Origin of the sequence: Sanguibacter biliveldensis, from assembly GCF_033798665.1 — a bacterium.
GTDB lineage: Bacteria > Actinomycetota > Actinomycetes > Actinomycetales > Cellulomonadaceae > Sanguibacter > Sanguibacter inulinus.
The window spans coordinates 2,650,903-2,664,626 of record NZ_CP138359.1; the positions used below are offsets into that span (position 1 = coordinate 2,650,903).

At 70.5% G+C, this 13,724-nt stretch carries 15 protein-coding genes and 1 pseudogene; 6 read left to right on the top strand and 10 right to left on the bottom strand.

The features are described from left to right. Window positions 1–287: 287 nt before the first annotated feature. The 3 genes from dprA to SANBI_RS11600 all read right to left on the bottom strand — a co-directional run bounded on the left by dprA (window position 288) and on the right by SANBI_RS11600 (window position 3,711). Window positions 288–1,385 carry a DNA-processing protein DprA gene (dprA, locus tag SANBI_RS11590; protein ID WP_319155160.1) on the bottom strand — a complete coding sequence of 366 codons (1,098 nt, stop codon included), beginning with the start codon at window positions 1,383–1,385 and terminating at the stop codon, window positions 288–290. Window positions 1,386–1,789: 404 nt separating this feature from the next. Beyond that, window positions 1,790–3,328 (bottom strand): YifB family Mg chelatase-like AAA ATPase, encoded by a 1,539-nt coding sequence (locus SANBI_RS11595; RefSeq protein ID WP_319155162.1) that lies wholly within the window; start codon window positions 3,326–3,328, stop codon window positions 1,790–1,792. Further along, the gene (locus SANBI_RS11600; protein ID WP_319155165.1) at window positions 3,328–3,711 is read right to left on the bottom strand and encodes a YraN family protein; all 384 of its coding nucleotides are present in this window, start codon (window positions 3,709–3,711) and stop codon (window positions 3,328–3,330) included. Before SANBI_RS11600 ends, SANBI_RS11595 begins: the two co-directional genes overlap by 1 nt. Window positions 3,712–4,117: 406 nt before the next feature. On the opposite strand from SANBI_RS11600, the pseudogene SANBI_RS18825 reads away from it, so the two are divergent. The 5 genes and pseudogenes from SANBI_RS18825 to SANBI_RS11620 all read left to right on the top strand — a co-directional run. After that, window positions 4,118–4,381, top strand: a pseudogene (locus SANBI_RS18825) (Crp/Fnr family transcriptional regulator); the annotation flags it as partial. Window positions 4,382–4,399: 18 nt separating this feature from the next. Continuing rightward, a complete protein-coding gene (locus tag SANBI_RS11605; protein ID WP_319155167.1) occupies window positions 4,400–4,774 on the top strand; it encodes a Crp/Fnr family transcriptional regulator in 375 nt (124 codons plus the stop codon). 73 nt (window positions 4,775–4,847) lie between these two features. Continuing rightward, the gene (locus SANBI_RS11610; RefSeq protein WP_319155169.1) at window positions 4,848–5,300 is read left to right on the top strand and encodes an RpiB/LacA/LacB family sugar-phosphate isomerase; all 453 of its coding nucleotides are present in this window, start codon (window positions 4,848–4,850) and stop codon (window positions 5,298–5,300) included. 392 nt (window positions 5,301–5,692) lie between these two features. Next, a complete protein-coding gene (locus tag SANBI_RS11615; protein WP_319155172.1) occupies window positions 5,693–7,213 on the top strand; it encodes a molybdopterin-dependent oxidoreductase in 1,521 nt (506 codons plus the stop codon). 19 nt (window positions 7,214–7,232) lie between these two features. After that, window positions 7,233–7,457: a hypothetical protein gene (locus tag SANBI_RS11620; RefSeq protein ID WP_319155174.1), complete on the top strand. Its 225-nt coding sequence runs from the start codon at window positions 7,233–7,235 to the stop codon at window positions 7,455–7,457. Between the two features lie 181 nt (window positions 7,458–7,638). On the opposite strand, the gene fdxA is transcribed toward SANBI_RS11620, so the two are convergent. The 3 genes from fdxA to SANBI_RS11635 form a co-directional block, all read right to left on the bottom strand. After that, a complete protein-coding gene (gene fdxA, locus SANBI_RS11625) occupies window positions 7,639–8,004 on the bottom strand; it encodes a ferredoxin (protein WP_319161292.1) in 366 nt (121 codons plus the stop codon). Window positions 8,005–8,244: 240 nt separating this feature from the next. Continuing rightward, window positions 8,245–10,053: a cupredoxin domain-containing protein gene (locus tag SANBI_RS11630; protein ID WP_319155176.1), complete on the bottom strand. Its 1,809-nt coding sequence runs from the start codon at window positions 10,051–10,053 to the stop codon at window positions 8,245–8,247. Window positions 10,054–10,092: 39 nt separating this feature from the next. After that, a complete protein-coding gene (locus SANBI_RS11635; protein ID WP_319155178.1) occupies window positions 10,093–10,251 on the bottom strand; it encodes a hypothetical protein in 159 nt (52 codons plus the stop codon). Window positions 10,252–10,427: 176 nt separating this feature from the next. On the opposite strand from SANBI_RS11635, the gene SANBI_RS11640 reads away from it, so the two are divergent. Further along, window positions 10,428–11,069: a helix-turn-helix transcriptional regulator gene (locus tag SANBI_RS11640; RefSeq protein ID WP_319155180.1), complete on the top strand. Its 642-nt coding sequence runs from the start codon at window positions 10,428–10,430 to the stop codon at window positions 11,067–11,069. A 100-nt stretch (window positions 11,070–11,169) separates the two neighbouring features. On the opposite strand, the gene SANBI_RS11645 is transcribed toward SANBI_RS11640, so the two are convergent. The 4 genes from SANBI_RS11645 to lepB all read right to left on the bottom strand — a co-directional run bounded on the left by SANBI_RS11645 (window position 11,170) and on the right by lepB (window position 13,583). Further along, on the bottom strand, window positions 11,170–11,517 hold the full coding sequence (locus SANBI_RS11645) for a cupin domain-containing protein (RefSeq protein ID WP_319155183.1): 348 nt from the start codon (window positions 11,515–11,517) through the stop codon (window positions 11,170–11,172). A gap of 287 nt (window positions 11,518–11,804) precedes the next feature. Next, window positions 11,805–12,104, bottom strand: a complete 300-nt coding sequence (locus SANBI_RS11650) for a DUF2469 domain-containing protein (protein WP_056129958.1) — start codon at window positions 12,102–12,104, stop codon at window positions 11,805–11,807. A 7-nt stretch (window positions 12,105–12,111) separates the two neighbouring features. Beyond that, window positions 12,112–12,852: a ribonuclease HII gene (locus SANBI_RS11655; protein WP_319155186.1), complete on the bottom strand. Its 741-nt coding sequence runs from the start codon at window positions 12,850–12,852 to the stop codon at window positions 12,112–12,114. Further along, window positions 12,849–13,583 carry a signal peptidase I gene (lepB, locus tag SANBI_RS11660; RefSeq protein WP_408669704.1) on the bottom strand — a complete coding sequence of 245 codons (735 nt, stop codon included), beginning with the start codon at window positions 13,581–13,583 and terminating at the stop codon, window positions 12,849–12,851. Before lepB ends, SANBI_RS11655 begins: the two co-directional genes overlap by 4 nt. Window positions 13,584–13,724: the final 141 nt, after the last annotated feature.

A 13,724-nucleotide genomic window follows, 5' to 3' on the forward strand; every position in this document is an offset into this window, starting at 1 on the left:
CCCGCACCGGTGGACACCTCAGGCTCTGAGGGCGTCGCTGCACACTCCTGACCAGGACGAGGACCGCGCCGGGCCAGGCACCGAGGAGTCAGCTCTTCTGACACCCCTGACCAGTACGAGAGCCATCCTCGGGCCGGGTGCCCTGGTGTCGGCGCTCCTCCTCGCCGGGGCCTCTCCGAGCCGTGATCCGACGGGCGGGAAGCTGCGAGCGCGTCGTCACGGCGACCGGGCGTCCACACCGACGGTGGTCTAAGCAGACCACCCGGTCGCTCCTGGTCACCCCGCAGTCACCGGCCACGGCCCGCGCGTCTCCACCCCGCCTCGCTCCGGGCAGCCTGCCCTCTGAGCTCGAGGACCCCCAGGGCGGACATGACCTCGTGGGGCGCCAGCCCCGAGGACCGCGCCAGCGCCTCGACCGTCGCGGGCCTGCGGACAGGGAGGGCGTCGAGCGTCGCGGTGGCACGGTCGTCGAGACCGTCGTGGGGGCGAGCACCGCTCTCGTCCCGGCGTGCCTCCTGCTCAGCGAGCTCGGCAACCCCGTCACCCGCCGCACCTGTGAGCTCGAGGACCTCAGCGACGTCCGTCACGCACACGGCGACCCCCTCTCGCATCAGGCGGTGGGACCCCGCCGAGGCAGCGGAGGTGACGGGTCCAGGGACAGCCCCGACGGGTCGCCCGAGCCCGGCGGCGAGCCGAGCGGTCACGAGCGACCCTGACCGCCAGGCCGCCTCGACGACGACTGTCGAGCGCCCAGCCGCTGCGATCAGCCTGTTGCGCCTGAGGAACCTCACCCGGCTCGGGACCGCGCCGGGCGGCACCTCGCTCAGCAGCAGACCGCCTCTGTCGACGACTGCCCGCAGGAGGGCCGTGTTCCCCGCAGGGTAGAGGCGGTCGACACCGCCGGCCAGGAAGGCGACAGTCACCCCGTCCACGGCGAGCGTCGCCCTGTGCACGGCTGCATCGATCCCGTACGCACCTCCGGAGACCGTGCCGCGGCGAGCGTCGACAAGACCCGCAGCCATCTCTGCCGCGATCCGCTCGCCGTAGTCGGTGCTGGCCCGCGCGCCGACGATCGAGACCGCCCCGGCCAGCGCCTCGTCGACCCTGACCGTTCCCCGTGCCCAGAGGCAGAAGGGTGCCTCGTCTCCCAGGTCGTCGATCTGCACCGGCCACTCGCGGTCACCCGGGACGACCAGACGTCCACCGAGCCGTCCGAGGTTCGTGAGGTCGACCTCCGGGTCGACCCGACCCGCGCGACGCAGCCACCGCCCGGCCGCCGACATCAACCGTCGCTGCACGGTCGGGTCGTCGACACCGAGGACCTCGCACAGACCGACGACCCCGCGTCGCACCGATGCTGGGGACCCGAGCAGGTCGTCCTGCACCAGCTGACCATCTGGTCGCCCCCTCTGACGACGAGTGCTGGTCGGGGCCGGTCCTGCCGGTCCTGCCGGTCCTGCCGGTCCCAAGAGCGTGGCATCCACTCTCGCGGTCGGGACGACCTCGCCCGGTCCGGCCGGCGTCACCGGGGCCGCGGACGAAGGTGGCCGGGCCGGGTCGACGGTCTCCCTGTCCCGAGAGGCCTGAGTGGTCGGGACCTCTCGCGCAGGCGACCAGGCCAACCCGCCGGTCGCCAGGCTCTCCAACCACCGGAGGGCGTCGACGGGCCCCACCGCACGCACCAGCGCCCCGGCGGTGCTGTCCGCCGGCTCGGCGATCCGGCTCCAGGCCGCCCGCGCGAGCCGCTCCTCGTCGTCGGCAGGATCCACGCCCGTGGTGCTGCGAGCGCTCACAGCCCGTGCCCCCGGGTCCGCAGCATCAACGCACGCCCGATGTCGTCAGGCTCAGGGCTCAGACGGCCAGCGAGGTCAGCCAGCGTCCAGGCGACCCGCAGCACCCTGTCGGCGCCCCGCAGGCTCAGCGTCCCGCGGTCGAGCGCCGCGTCGAGATCCCGGAGGAGCACGCGACCGTGCCCGATCTTGTCCCGCAACCAGGTCCCCGGCACCTCGCTGTTCGTGGTCCATCCCGCGGGGCGCAACCGCTCACGGGCGGCCTCACGCGCCTGGAGCACCCGTCGCGCCACGACGTCCGTCCCCTCGCGGACCGTCTCGTCCATGGCGTCGAGCCGGGTCACGGGGTGCACCTCCACCTGCAGGTCGACCCTGTCGAGCAAGGGGCCGGACAACCTCGCGAAGTACCGCCGCCGGGCCATCGGCGTGCAGGAGCACTCGAGCCCTTTCCCGATGGCCAGCCCGCACGGGCACGGGTTCGCGGCGAGGACGAGCTGGAACCTGGCGGGGTACCGTGCGCTGCCGGCCGCCCGCTGGATCACGAGCTCGCCGTGCTCGAGCGGCTGCCGGAGCGTCTGCAGGACCCGTGGGGAGAACTCGGGCGCCTCGTCCATGAACAAGATCCCGCGGTGCGCCCTCGAGGCTGCCCCTGGTCTGGGTGTGCCGCTGCCACCGCCCACCACGGCTGCCGGCGTCGCGGTGTGGTGGGGGTCCTCGAACGGAGGCCTGTCCAGCAGGCCTCGGGACGCGTCGAAGGTCCCGGCCACAGAGTGCACGGAAGTCACCTCGATCGCCTCCGACTCCGTGAGCGCCGGGAGCAGGCCCGGCAGCCGCTGAGCGAGCATCGTCTTGCCTGTGCCCGGCGGTCCGACCATGAGGAGGTGGTGCCCGCCGGCGGCGGCGACCTCGAGCGCGGCACGGGCGGATGCCTGCCCCACCACGTCGCTCAGGTCACCGAGGTCGGTCCGGACGTGAGCCGCGACCAGACCTCCCGGCCGGACCCCGACGTCGGGCGGGACGACGACGTCCGCCCCGTAGCGTGCGACGACCTCTGCGAGCCTGTGCGCACCGTAGACCTCCATGCCTGGCACCAGACCCGCCTCGGCGGCGTTCGCCGCTGGGACGACGACCCGGGTGACGCCCGCCGCCGCTGCCGCCGCGACCGCGGGCAGGACCCCACGGACCGGGTGGACCCGTCCGTCGAGCCCGAGCTCACCGAGGTGGACAGTCCGGGCCAGGCCCTCGTGGCGGACGAGCCCCGCCCCCGCGAGCATCGCCACGGCGATCGCGAGGTCGTAGCCTGATCCGGACTTCGGCAGCGAGGCAGGTGACAGGTTGACCGTCACCTTCCGCTGGGGCAGCACCAGACCTGTCGAGGCGACGGCGGCGCGGACGCGGTCACGCGACTCGGCCAAGGAGGTGTCGGGCAGACCGACGAGCGTGAAGCCTGGCACCGACGCTGCGAGGTGGGCCTCGACCTCGACAAGATGCCCCGTCATCCCCACGAGACACACGGCGAGCGTCACCCCGAGCCCCATCAGACGACCCCGACCAGGTGCTCGAGCCGTGCCGGCTCGTCACGCACCAGCAGGACCGCGACGACGTCGATCCGCACCGAGAGCGGACGCTCGGCGAGGGTCTCGACGACCCGTCCAGCCAGCCACTCCCCCGCCAGACGACGCAACCGGGCGAGCTTGACCGGCGTCACCGCCTCGGCAGGATGGCCGTACCCGAGACCCGTGCGGGTCTTCACCTCGACGACCACCAGCTCACGCCCCTCGAGGGCCACGATGTCGATCTCGCCGCGGGTGCCTCGCCAGTTCCGGTCGACGACCACCCAGCCCGCAGCGACGAGCATCTGCGCCGCGAGATCTTCTCCGTACCGGCCCACTGCAGCCCGGTCTGTCCTGTCCACGTCCATGTCGTACCTCCGAGACAGACCATGCGCCGCCGACCGTCCTCGACGCGACGAGAGACTGTCGACCTGTGTACGACGGGTCACGATCAACATCTGTGGACGGACACGGGAACGAGGACGCGGATACCGCACGTCGTGACGGACGGCGCGCAGCAGCCGACGACGACGACGACGACGGATAAAAAGCCCTATAGTTGCTTTTTGCTCAAAGAAGAGATGACTGGCTTTCGTCCCAGGTCGCCGCCCTGGTGCGCGCCGGTCGTGCGCGACGGTCCTGAGGCTCTAGACGCACGCGCCGAGACACGGAGGCACGATGACCACCCGAGAGACGCTCACTCTCACCACACCTCCAGCACCTGGGTCAGGTCATGACCGCTCGCTCGGCAGGCGTCTGGACATCCTGAGCCGCATGCCGTGGCTCGCGAAGGCAGCACCGGGAGACGTCCGGGCCGTCGAACCGTTCGTCCGATCCCGCAGATACCGGCCCGGAGAGCTCGTCTACAGGGTCGGCGTCCCGGCAGACCACCTCTTCTGCGTGGTCTCGGGCGCCGTGAGGTTGATCCGCACCTCGGCCCACGGGCGGGATGTGGTCACAGACATCCTGGGCCCTGGAGACAGCTTCGGAGGACCGGGTCTGCTGGGTCGTCTCCTGCACCCGGACAGTGCCCAGGCCATGGCCAGGACACAGGTCTTGACGATCCCTGCCGACAGGCTCGTCGAGATGATGGACCGGCGCCCCGGGCTCGCCCGGGCCGCCCTCGAGGAAGCCCTCCTCCGCGTGGAGCAGACGCGCCAGACGATCCGCCGGCTGTCTGCGGACAACCCTCAGCAGCGGGTCGCCGCGGTCCTGATGCTGCTGGCCGACAAGTTCGGGACCGAGCAGGACGGCGCAGTCGTCCTCGCACCCTCCCTCACCCGTGTCGAGATGGCGGCATCGACAGGGCTGAGCGCGGAGACCGTGAGCCGAGTGATGAGCCTGCTCCGTGACGACGGGATCATCGGCACAGGCCGCCACTGGACGTCCGTCCTCGACAAGAGCCGGCTCGCAGGGATAGCAGAGGGGTGAGAGCCGGTCACGCGGCACCGCAGGACGAAGTCAGCAATCGACGCAGGACCACCGACGACAGGAGACGACAGACATGCGCATCGTGATCGGAGCCCCAGCGAACGGGGCAGCACTGCGAGACATCCTGAAGGCCTACCTCGGAGCAGACCACCGGGTCGGCGAGGTCGTCGACGTGTCCCGGGCGGACTCCACCTACCCAGCCGTGTCCTTCGCCGCAGGGAAGGCGATCGCCGAGGGGCGGGCCGACCGCGGGATCCTGGTCTGCGGGACCGGGATAGGGACGGCGATCGCCGCGAGCAAGGTACCGGGCGTCCGCGCGGCGACAGCCCATGACCTGACGACGGTACGAGGCTCCGTCGAGAACTACGACGCCCAGGTGCTGTGCATGGGTCAGGACGTCATCGCCGCAGCCGCAGCCGTCTCGCTCGTCGACCTCTGGCTCGACCTGCGGCACGACCCAGCGAGCAGCTACGCCACGAGACTCGTCGAGATCACAGGCTTCGAGGCGTCGACGACGCAGTCCTGACCAGCGCGGCAGGGACGACCAGGACCTCCGGCCACCCGGACCTGGTCGTCCCCACATCCTCCGTCCACCATCGAGCGGTGCGTGATCTGGATCATGTACTGCCGGCGGACGCCTCGATACGTTCATCTGGTTGACGAGCATTCTTGGCCGGTCTGCCTCGAGGACGAGACAGACGGGGCAGCGGGACGATCCCCCGGCTGAGGGGTCCGTGACGGCACAGGCGCCGGACGGCATCCTCGGCCACCTCAGAGCACGCAGAGCCACGACGCGGTCGACAGCCTGAAGATCACCGGCTCCATCGCGGGCGCCGGTGTCTCACGAGGATCGCTGGACGTCGGCCCGGGATCATCATCTGCCGAGTCGCCGAGCAGCCCCGAGCAACGGAGAGCGCAGTGGACGACCCGAACTTTCCCCTGTGGCTGCAAGCCACTCACCTGATCAACTTCGTGCTGATCGGCATCCTTCTGCGCAGCGGCTGGGAGATGCTCACCTCGTTGCCCAGGCTGTGGTGGCGCAACGACAGCAAGCCCGGCACCGAGTGGCTGAAGTTCACCCGCCGCGAGCTTCCTCAAGAAGAAGGTGTGTACACCTCGCTGATGGACGAGCGGAGCGCGAGCCCGGTCTTCACGCTCCCCGGTCGCAAGAACATCGGGCTGGCACGCCACTTCCACGGGCTCGGCGTGATGCTGTGGATGCTCAACGGGATCGTCTACGTCGCCCTGCTCTTCGGCACAGGCCTCTGGCGACGGATCGTCCCGACCGAGTGGTCGGTCTTCCCCGAGGCCTGGGCCTCCCTGAAGATCTACGCAGGGCTCGACACGCCGGGCATCGAGCACTTCCAGCCCTACGACGCGCTCCAGATGCTCGCGTACACGGGCGTCCTCTTCGTGCTGGCTCCTCTGCTCATCGTCACGGGGCTGGCGATGGCACCAGCGGTCAGGTCGAGGTTCCCGCGGTTCGTGAAGCTCCTCGGCGGGCACCAGGGTGCACGCTCGCTGCACTTCATCGCGATGGTCCTCATGACGCTGTTCATCGTCATGCACGTCGGCCTGGTCTTCCTCGTCCACGCCGAGCACAACCTGCCGCACATGATCTTCGGGGTCACAGACACCGCCAGGTACGCCCAGGCCTTCACGATCGCGATCCTCACGATCGTGGTGGTCTTCGCCTCCTGGATCGGGCTGAGCTACGCGTCGCTCCTCGATCGCCCGCGCACCCAGAAGATCCTCGTCGCACTGACCGAGCCGGCACGCAGGTTCGGGCTCGGATGGATGCGGCCCCGGATGCGGGACCAGACCGCGTACACCGAGAAGGACCTGTCCGAGTTCCACTGGACGAACGGGCTGCCACCTACGCAGGACGAGTCGCCCGAGTGGTTGGCGCTCCGGGACGGCGGATGGTCGGACTGGCGCCTCGAGATCGGCAGCACCCTCGACGGCAGCTCCGTCACGGTGTCGCTCGACGACCTCAAGGCGCTGCCGAAGACGGAATACATCGCGGTCCACACGTGCATGCAGGGCTGGTCGGCGACCTCCCGATGGACGGGGGTGCGACTGGCGGAGGTCCTCGACCTCCTCGGCCCACGCCCCGAGGGCGCGAGGTACGTGATGATCACGTCGCACGGCCTCGCCCAGGAGATGTGGGACCACCGACCACGGGAGCCGTTCTACACGGTCCTCGACCTCAAGATGGTCGCAGAGGCCGACACGATCCTTGCCTACGAGCGCAACGACCGTCCCCTGGACATCCACCTCGGCGCACCGCTGCGACTGCGGGTCGAGTCGAACCACGGCTACAAGATGGTCAAGTGGGTCAGGTCCGTCGAGTGGATCCGCGACTACGCCGACTACGGAGACGGTCGCGGAGGCACTCGTGAGGACGGCGCCATGCAGGCCTTCAACGGCGTGATCTGAAGCAGGAGGCGACGAGGTGATGAGCACGATCTTCCCCGTCGCGGGGATGACGACCCACCGCGACGTGCTCAGGGTCCGTACCGCGATGTACGCGGTCCCCGGCGTCGGGGGCTTCTCGGCTGAGCTCTCGGGCACCGGGGCTCGCATCATCCTCAAGCACACGGACGACGTCGTGCTCGACGCTGACGTCGTCGACCGAGCGCTCCGCACGGCGGGCAGGTACTCGGTCGCCGCCCCGGCATGACCTCTGGACCGAGACGGTCTCACCCCCGCCGAGCGGGGGCGAGGCCGTCTGGGCGCTCCGTGCCTGGAGGGACGTCAGAGGTCAGGCCTCACCCCTGCCGTCGCCCCTCCCCTGCTCGCACAGGGAATCGGGCAGCGCGACAGCACGAGACCTCCCCGACGCACAGGGCGCCGCGCACACGTCACGCTGACTCTCCTGCGCCCGGTGGGACGCGAGCGGGGAAGCTCGCGACGAGCTCGGTGTCCGCACCGACCACTCCGAGGGCGGCCGCGCCGCCCGGGTTCCCCAACGGTTCGCTCCTCCCGTCGAGGGTGACGGCGAAGAAGTCCGCGTTGTCCGCCAGGAAGGGCTCCAGGTCCGGCGGGAGGTCGTCTTCGTAGAAGATCGCCTCGACCGGGCAGACGGGCTCGCACGCCCCGCAGTCGATGCACTCTGACGGGTTGATGTAGAGGGACCGTTCACCCTCGTAGATGCAGTCGACGGGACATTCTTCGACACACGCCCTGTCCAGGACATCGATGCAGGGTGCGCCGATCACATACGTCATCTGTCTCAGCTCTCTCGTCGTCTCTCGATGGACCTCGATCACGATGATCGAGGATGGGCCAGGCCTCGGTGCCGCCTCCGCAGACTCCGCAGGAAGCGTTCTCGGCACTCGAGGCACAGGCCTCGGAAAAACCTCTGACCTGCGCTCAGATCTGCCCTCGGCCCTCCTCTCTGGTTCAGTCCGGGTCCTCTTTCTCCTGCCGGACCTGGCAGGACGTGGCCCGGCAGGACGGTGGTCTCGTCACCCGGCGACCTCGAGGATCCCGTGCGCTCCGCGCTCGGCGTCGACCATGCGGTGCGAGACGAAGGGGTAGTGCCCGGCCTCGGCCGGGACCAGCTCGACGAACCCGCCCTGCGCGGGTTGCAGTCCTAGGGTCTGCGCTCCGCCGGTCGCCCCGCCGGAGCTGTCAGCCCTCACGACGCGCACGTCGAAGACCATGCCCATCTGCCGGTGACCGGCGACGGAGCACCAACCCGACAGGTCGTCTCCGACGACCCCGACCTCGACGCGCGCGGACTCCTGCGGAGCGAGCCGCCCCGAGCTCGCCCCCGTCTCGAGGACGAGGTCGTGGACGCTGTCGTCGGTGTTGGTGACGACCAGCACCAGCTCGGCACCGGCCCGGACGTCGACCGACGACGGCTCGAACCGCATGTCGCGGAGCTCGACAGCGACCTCGATTACAGCGCCGGTGGGTGGCACACCAGCGCCAGCCGCTCCGGCGCCGAGCCGCTCAGGGTCTGCCGCGATCCCCACCACGACGACGAGGGTCAGGACGGCACCGGCCGCGAGGGCCTGCCCGCGCTGTCCCATGAGCCTCGGTGGGACACGCGCAGCGCCGCCCGGGCCGGGAAGACTGCTCGTCGTCACGACCGAGGCGGTCGGCTGCGGCCGTGGCCGTCGGGCGAGCACCGCGACACGGACGAGGAGGACAGGGGTCCAGACCAGCGCGGCGACGACGACTGCCGATGCTGCGACCACGAGCAGACGCGGACCGGGCAGCAGGCTCAGGGCGAGGCCGCCGTTGACCAGGACGAGCCTCATGGTCCCCCAGCTGTCGGCGACGGCGTTGGTGCCCCTGACCACAGCGGGACCTCCGCCCAAGATCATGGGGACGAGATAGCTCGACGCGCCGAGGAGCACCTGGAGCGCGAAACCCACGACGACGGGGGCGAGCAGTCCCCCCACCCGCACCTCGACCTCCGGCCATCCTGCTGCGAAGACCAGCACGACCAGCCACGCGAGGACAGAGCCGCACCACCACAACGACGCTGCGGCCACCGACCGGGTCGCGAAGGAGCCGGACCTGCGCCGCCGGGCCTCGTCGACCAGCGGCACGGCGCTGCGGACGAGTCCCGCGAGATAGACGCCGAGACCGACCGCTGCGAGCCACCGCAGACCGACAACGGCGCCTGTCACCACGAGGACGAGACCGAGCACCAGGGCGACGAACCCCTGGCGGGCCGGGCGCGCGCCGCCGGGCTGCATCCGGACCCTGAGCATCGTCGGCCAGAGCGTCACAAGGGTCCCCACGACCGTCAGGCCGACCCATCCGAGCACCATCGACGCCACGTGAGCGACGTAGAGGCGGGAGTGGGCCTCCCCCGACGCCCGGCCCAGCAGGACACCGAGGGCGATCCCGACCGGCAGGCTCGCAGCGGCCACGACGAAGAACCAGGTCGTCCACCCCAGCATCGAGGTCAGCGCGCGACGGCTCTGGTCCCACAGGACCACGCCGTGCCAGACGGCGACGAGCCCCACGAGCACAGCGCCTGCCACGACCACGGCCAGGCTGCCGACGACCGTACCGAGGACCGTCGTCGTCGCACCGACGGTGTGCACGACGAGACGGACCGCCTGGTCGCGGTGCCCACCGCGCAGCGCCCGTCGCCTCACCGCCTCGGCGAAGTGCGCGCTCCAGATGAGGATGGCTGTGCTGACGGCCCCCAGGAGCAGCGCGTGCACGACGAGCCACCGAGCCTCCGGGACACCGCTGTGCACGACGGCGACCAGCGCAGCGGCGACCAGCCAGCCGAGGACGAGGGCATTCACCCGGAGGTGCCAGCGAGATCTCACAGAGGCGTCCGCGGGTCAGACCGTGACAGGAGGGACGAGGCTCAGGTGCCAGGCCGACGGGCCAGGCTCGACGTGGCTGGCGACGAACCCGGCGGGCCAGCAGACCTCGGCCGACCGGAGCGTCCGAGAGGGGTCGCGCTCGGCCTCGTCCACGGTGATCAGGACCTCGTCCACGGGATACCTCCAGCTGGGGGCCGCGACTGCCCGTCCGAGATCCCCTCGGTGACTGGCGGCGTCAGGCATATATTCTTACACTGAGACCCGTGGATATTCATAGGACCGTGACGCCACTTCCTCGCGACGGGCTGGGCCCAGCTCCCGCACCCGAGGCACCGACGTCGACATCAGCGATGTCGACGTCTCGACGAGCACTGCTGGCCGCGCTCAGGTCGCAGTCGCAGCCCACCACGCTCGCGGCCCTGGGCGCTGCCACAGGCCTGCACGTCAACACGGTCCGGGAGCACCTCGCAGCGCTCGTCGACGTCGGCCTGGCCGTCCGCGGCAGCGGCGTGCCAGACGGCCGCGGGAGACCAGCCGCGACCTACGCCGCGACGGGCGCGGAGCACGCTCTGGTGCGCTCGGAGTACACAGGTCTTGCTGCAGCGCTGGCCTCGACGATCCGGCGCACGAGCAGCACACCGGACCGCGATGCCGCGGTCGCGGGCGCCGAGTGGGGCCGCGACCTCGTGAGCAGCTCGCCGTCCGCACCCGAGCGCGACGCGGACCCGCGCAAGCACGTGGTCACGCTGCTCGCACAGCTCGGTTTCGCGCCACAACCCGGCGGGCAGCCGTCGACCACCCTGCTGACCCGCTGCCCCCTGCTGACCACAGCCCAGGCCTACCCCGACGTCGTCTGCGCCGTGCACCTGGGCATCGTGCAGGGAGTGCTCGACGCCGACGGAGCCGACGACGTGAGCGCAGAGCTCTTCCCGTTCTCCGACCCCGGGGCGTGCAGGCTCGAGCTCAGCAGGGGCGGCGGACCCCACGGGTGACGTCGGACGCTCCGACCACCGCAGGCCACCCCGGCCACCAGGGCAGGCCCGCAGCCCGAGGCGCAAGCCGCGCCGCGACCCGCCCGGCGAGGCCGCAGCGTCATCGCGCGCGCAAGGGCCGATCAGACGGTTCGACACCCGTGACTGTCGTCAGCAGGAAGACGGAGTCTTCTTCGGCCAGCACCGCGTGCCGCAGGTGGGTCAGCACCGCGACCTCCCCAGCCGCCATGGACTCACCCTGCCCGCCCGTGACGCGCACGCGACCGAGGAGCACCTGCAGGCTCGCAGCGTTCGGCGAGTTGTGCTCCGCGAGCTCGGTCCCCGACGCCAGGGCGATGAGCGTCTGCCGCAACGGCCCGTCGTGCAGCAAGAGCTCGGCACTGCGGCCATGGTCTGCGGCACGCGCCGCCTCGAGGTGGGACTGGGCAAGACGACCGAGATGAGCCATGGTTCCCTCTGGGTGCAGATCGCAGGCGAACCTGCCGGGCACAGTCGCCGCCGCAGGGTGCGCTGGCGTGCTCCAGGCCGGCGGTCCGCGCCCAGCGTCAGGGCGGGCACACGACAGTCGCGAGCATCACGCACGAATGAAGCATACCGGACACCCCGTCCTTCACGGACGTCGCCCATCCACCAGGTGTCGCGCAGGACGCCGACGACGCCGACGACCATCGGTCCAGACGACTCCATCGGTCCCGAGGCGACCGCCGGACCCGACGACGCCCCGGGATCCGTCCGCTACAGGTCGAGCTCTGCCTGGGCGAGCTCTTCGACGTTGACGTCCTTGAAGGTCACCACGCGCACAGACTTCACGAACCGCTTCGAGCGGTACACGTCCCACACCCAGGCGTCGTTGAGCCTCAGCTCGAAGTACACCTCTCCGGCAGCGGACCGCACCTGCAGGTCGACGCTGTTGGCGAGGTAGAACCGCCGTTCGGTCTCCACGACGTAGGCGAAGAGCCGCACCACGTCGCGGTACTCGCGGTACAGCGCGAGCTCCATGTCGGTCTCGTAGTTCTCCAGGTCCTCAGCACTCACTGGACCATCATGGACCATCAGGGGCGGCGCCCGCCGCCGCAGCCACCCCTGGGAGACGCCAGCTGACCCTGTGGAACGGGCTCGGGCCGTGCTCCGACAGGGCTGCGACGTGCTGGGCGGAGCCGTAGCCCTTGTTCCCGATCCAGCCGTAGTGCGGGTGCTCCTTCGCCAGCTGGACCATCGCCGCGTCGCGCTCGCACTTGGCGACGACGCTCGCCGCGGCGACCGACGCGCACGAGAGGTCGGCCTTGACCCGCGTGTGGACTGTCGGCGGCAGATACCCCGCAGGTGCGGCGACCTCCTCCCCCTCGAGCATCGTCAAGAGGTCCGGCTCGGGCTCGGTCAACCAGTCGTGCGAACCGTCGAGCAGCACGACGTCGACGGGGCCAGCGATCTCGGAGACCGCGACGAGGGCACGCTGACCGGCGAGACGCAGCGCACGGATGATCCCCATCGCGTCGATCTCCGCGGCGCTCGCAGACCCGACGGCCGTGGCGACGGCCCACTCGTCGATGAGCGGCAGGTACTCGGTACGAGCCCGGGCTGTCAGCACCTTGGAGTCGGTGAGGCCGACAGGGCAGGGACCTGTCACCCGGTCCACCACGCACACACCCACGCTCACAGGACCAGCGAGAGCACCGCGGCCGACCTCGTCCATCCCGGCGAGCCGAGCCGTCCCGGAGGCGAGCAGCGTCGACTCGACCGCGAGGTCGGCGAAGACTGGTGGGACTGCGGTGCGCGTGCTCACGGTGCCGGGACGTCCTCGAAGGTCTCTCCGGGGTTGCGCAGCCAGCCGAGGTGGTCGAAGGGCCAGACCTTGACGAAGGCCGTGCCGACGACGTTGTCCACGGGGACAAAACCGCCGCCGGGGCTGCCGGCGTTGTAGCGGGAGTCGCTCGAGTGGGCACGGTTGTCACCCATGACCCACAGGAAGCCCTCGGGCACAGTCTGGTCGAACTCGAGCAGCGACGGGGCGGAGCCCGGCTTGATGTACGGCTCGTCGATCGACTGTCCGTTGACCGAGACACGGCCCTCGGAGTCGCAGCAGGTCACGTGGTCGCCCTCGACCCCGATCACGCGCTTGACGAGGTGCTCGCCCGAGTCCTGCGGGAGCAGCCCGACGAAGGTCAGCACGTCCGTGACGCCCTGCTGGAAGGCGTTGCGCTGCGGCTGAGGTGTCCCGGCGAGCCACGTACCCGGGTCCTTGAAGACCACGACGTCGCCACGGTGGACGTCGAAGACCCCGGGGACCATCTTGGACACGAGGATGCGGTCGCCCTCGACGAGCGTGTCCTCCATCGACGAGCTGGGTATGAAGAAGGCCTGGACGAAGAACGACTTGATGACCCACGAGAGCACGAGAGCGCTCACGACGATGATCGCGACCTCGCGCAGGAACGATCCCTTGCGCTTCTCGGCGGTCGCTGCACCCGCGTCGGTCGAGCCGTCAGGGTGCGCTGCGTCAGGAGTCACTCGCATACTGTCCCACTTCCTGGAGGTGATCATCGAATGCTCTCGGTCCGCGAGTCGCGGCGGGGCCCCACGCCACCTTCGGCGGGCACGCACGAGGGCGGCCACCTCGGTGGCCGCCCTCGTGTGAGAACCGTGCTGCTCCCGCGG

Coding starts and splice junctions, on each gene's coding strand:
- SANBI_RS11620 (WP_319155174.1), top strand. CDS start 7,233: ATGAGCACGATCTTCCCCGTCGCGGGGATGACGACCCACCGCGACGTG.
- lepB (WP_408669704.1), bottom strand. CDS start 13,583: ATGCGAGTGACTCCTGACGCAGCGCACCCTGACGGCTCGACCGACGCG.
- SANBI_RS11610 (WP_319155169.1), top strand. CDS start 4,848: ATGCGCATCGTGATCGGAGCCCCAGCGAACGGGGCAGCACTGCGAGAC.
- SANBI_RS11640 (WP_319155180.1), top strand. CDS start 10,428: ATGTCGACGTCTCGACGAGCACTGCTGGCCGCGCTCAGGTCGCAGTCG.
- fdxA (WP_319161292.1), bottom strand. CDS start 8,004: ATGACGTATGTGATCGGCGCACCCTGCATCGATGTCCTGGACAGGGCG.
- SANBI_RS11595 (WP_319155162.1), bottom strand. CDS start 3,328: ATGGGGCTCGGGGTGACGCTCGCCGTGTGTCTCGTGGGGATGACGGGG.
- SANBI_RS11600 (WP_319155165.1), bottom strand. CDS start 3,711: ATGGACGTGGACAGGACAGACCGGGCTGCAGTGGGCCGGTACGGAGAA.
- SANBI_RS11645 (WP_319155183.1), bottom strand. CDS start 11,517: ATGGCTCATCTCGGTCGTCTTGCCCAGTCCCACCTCGAGGCGGCGCGT.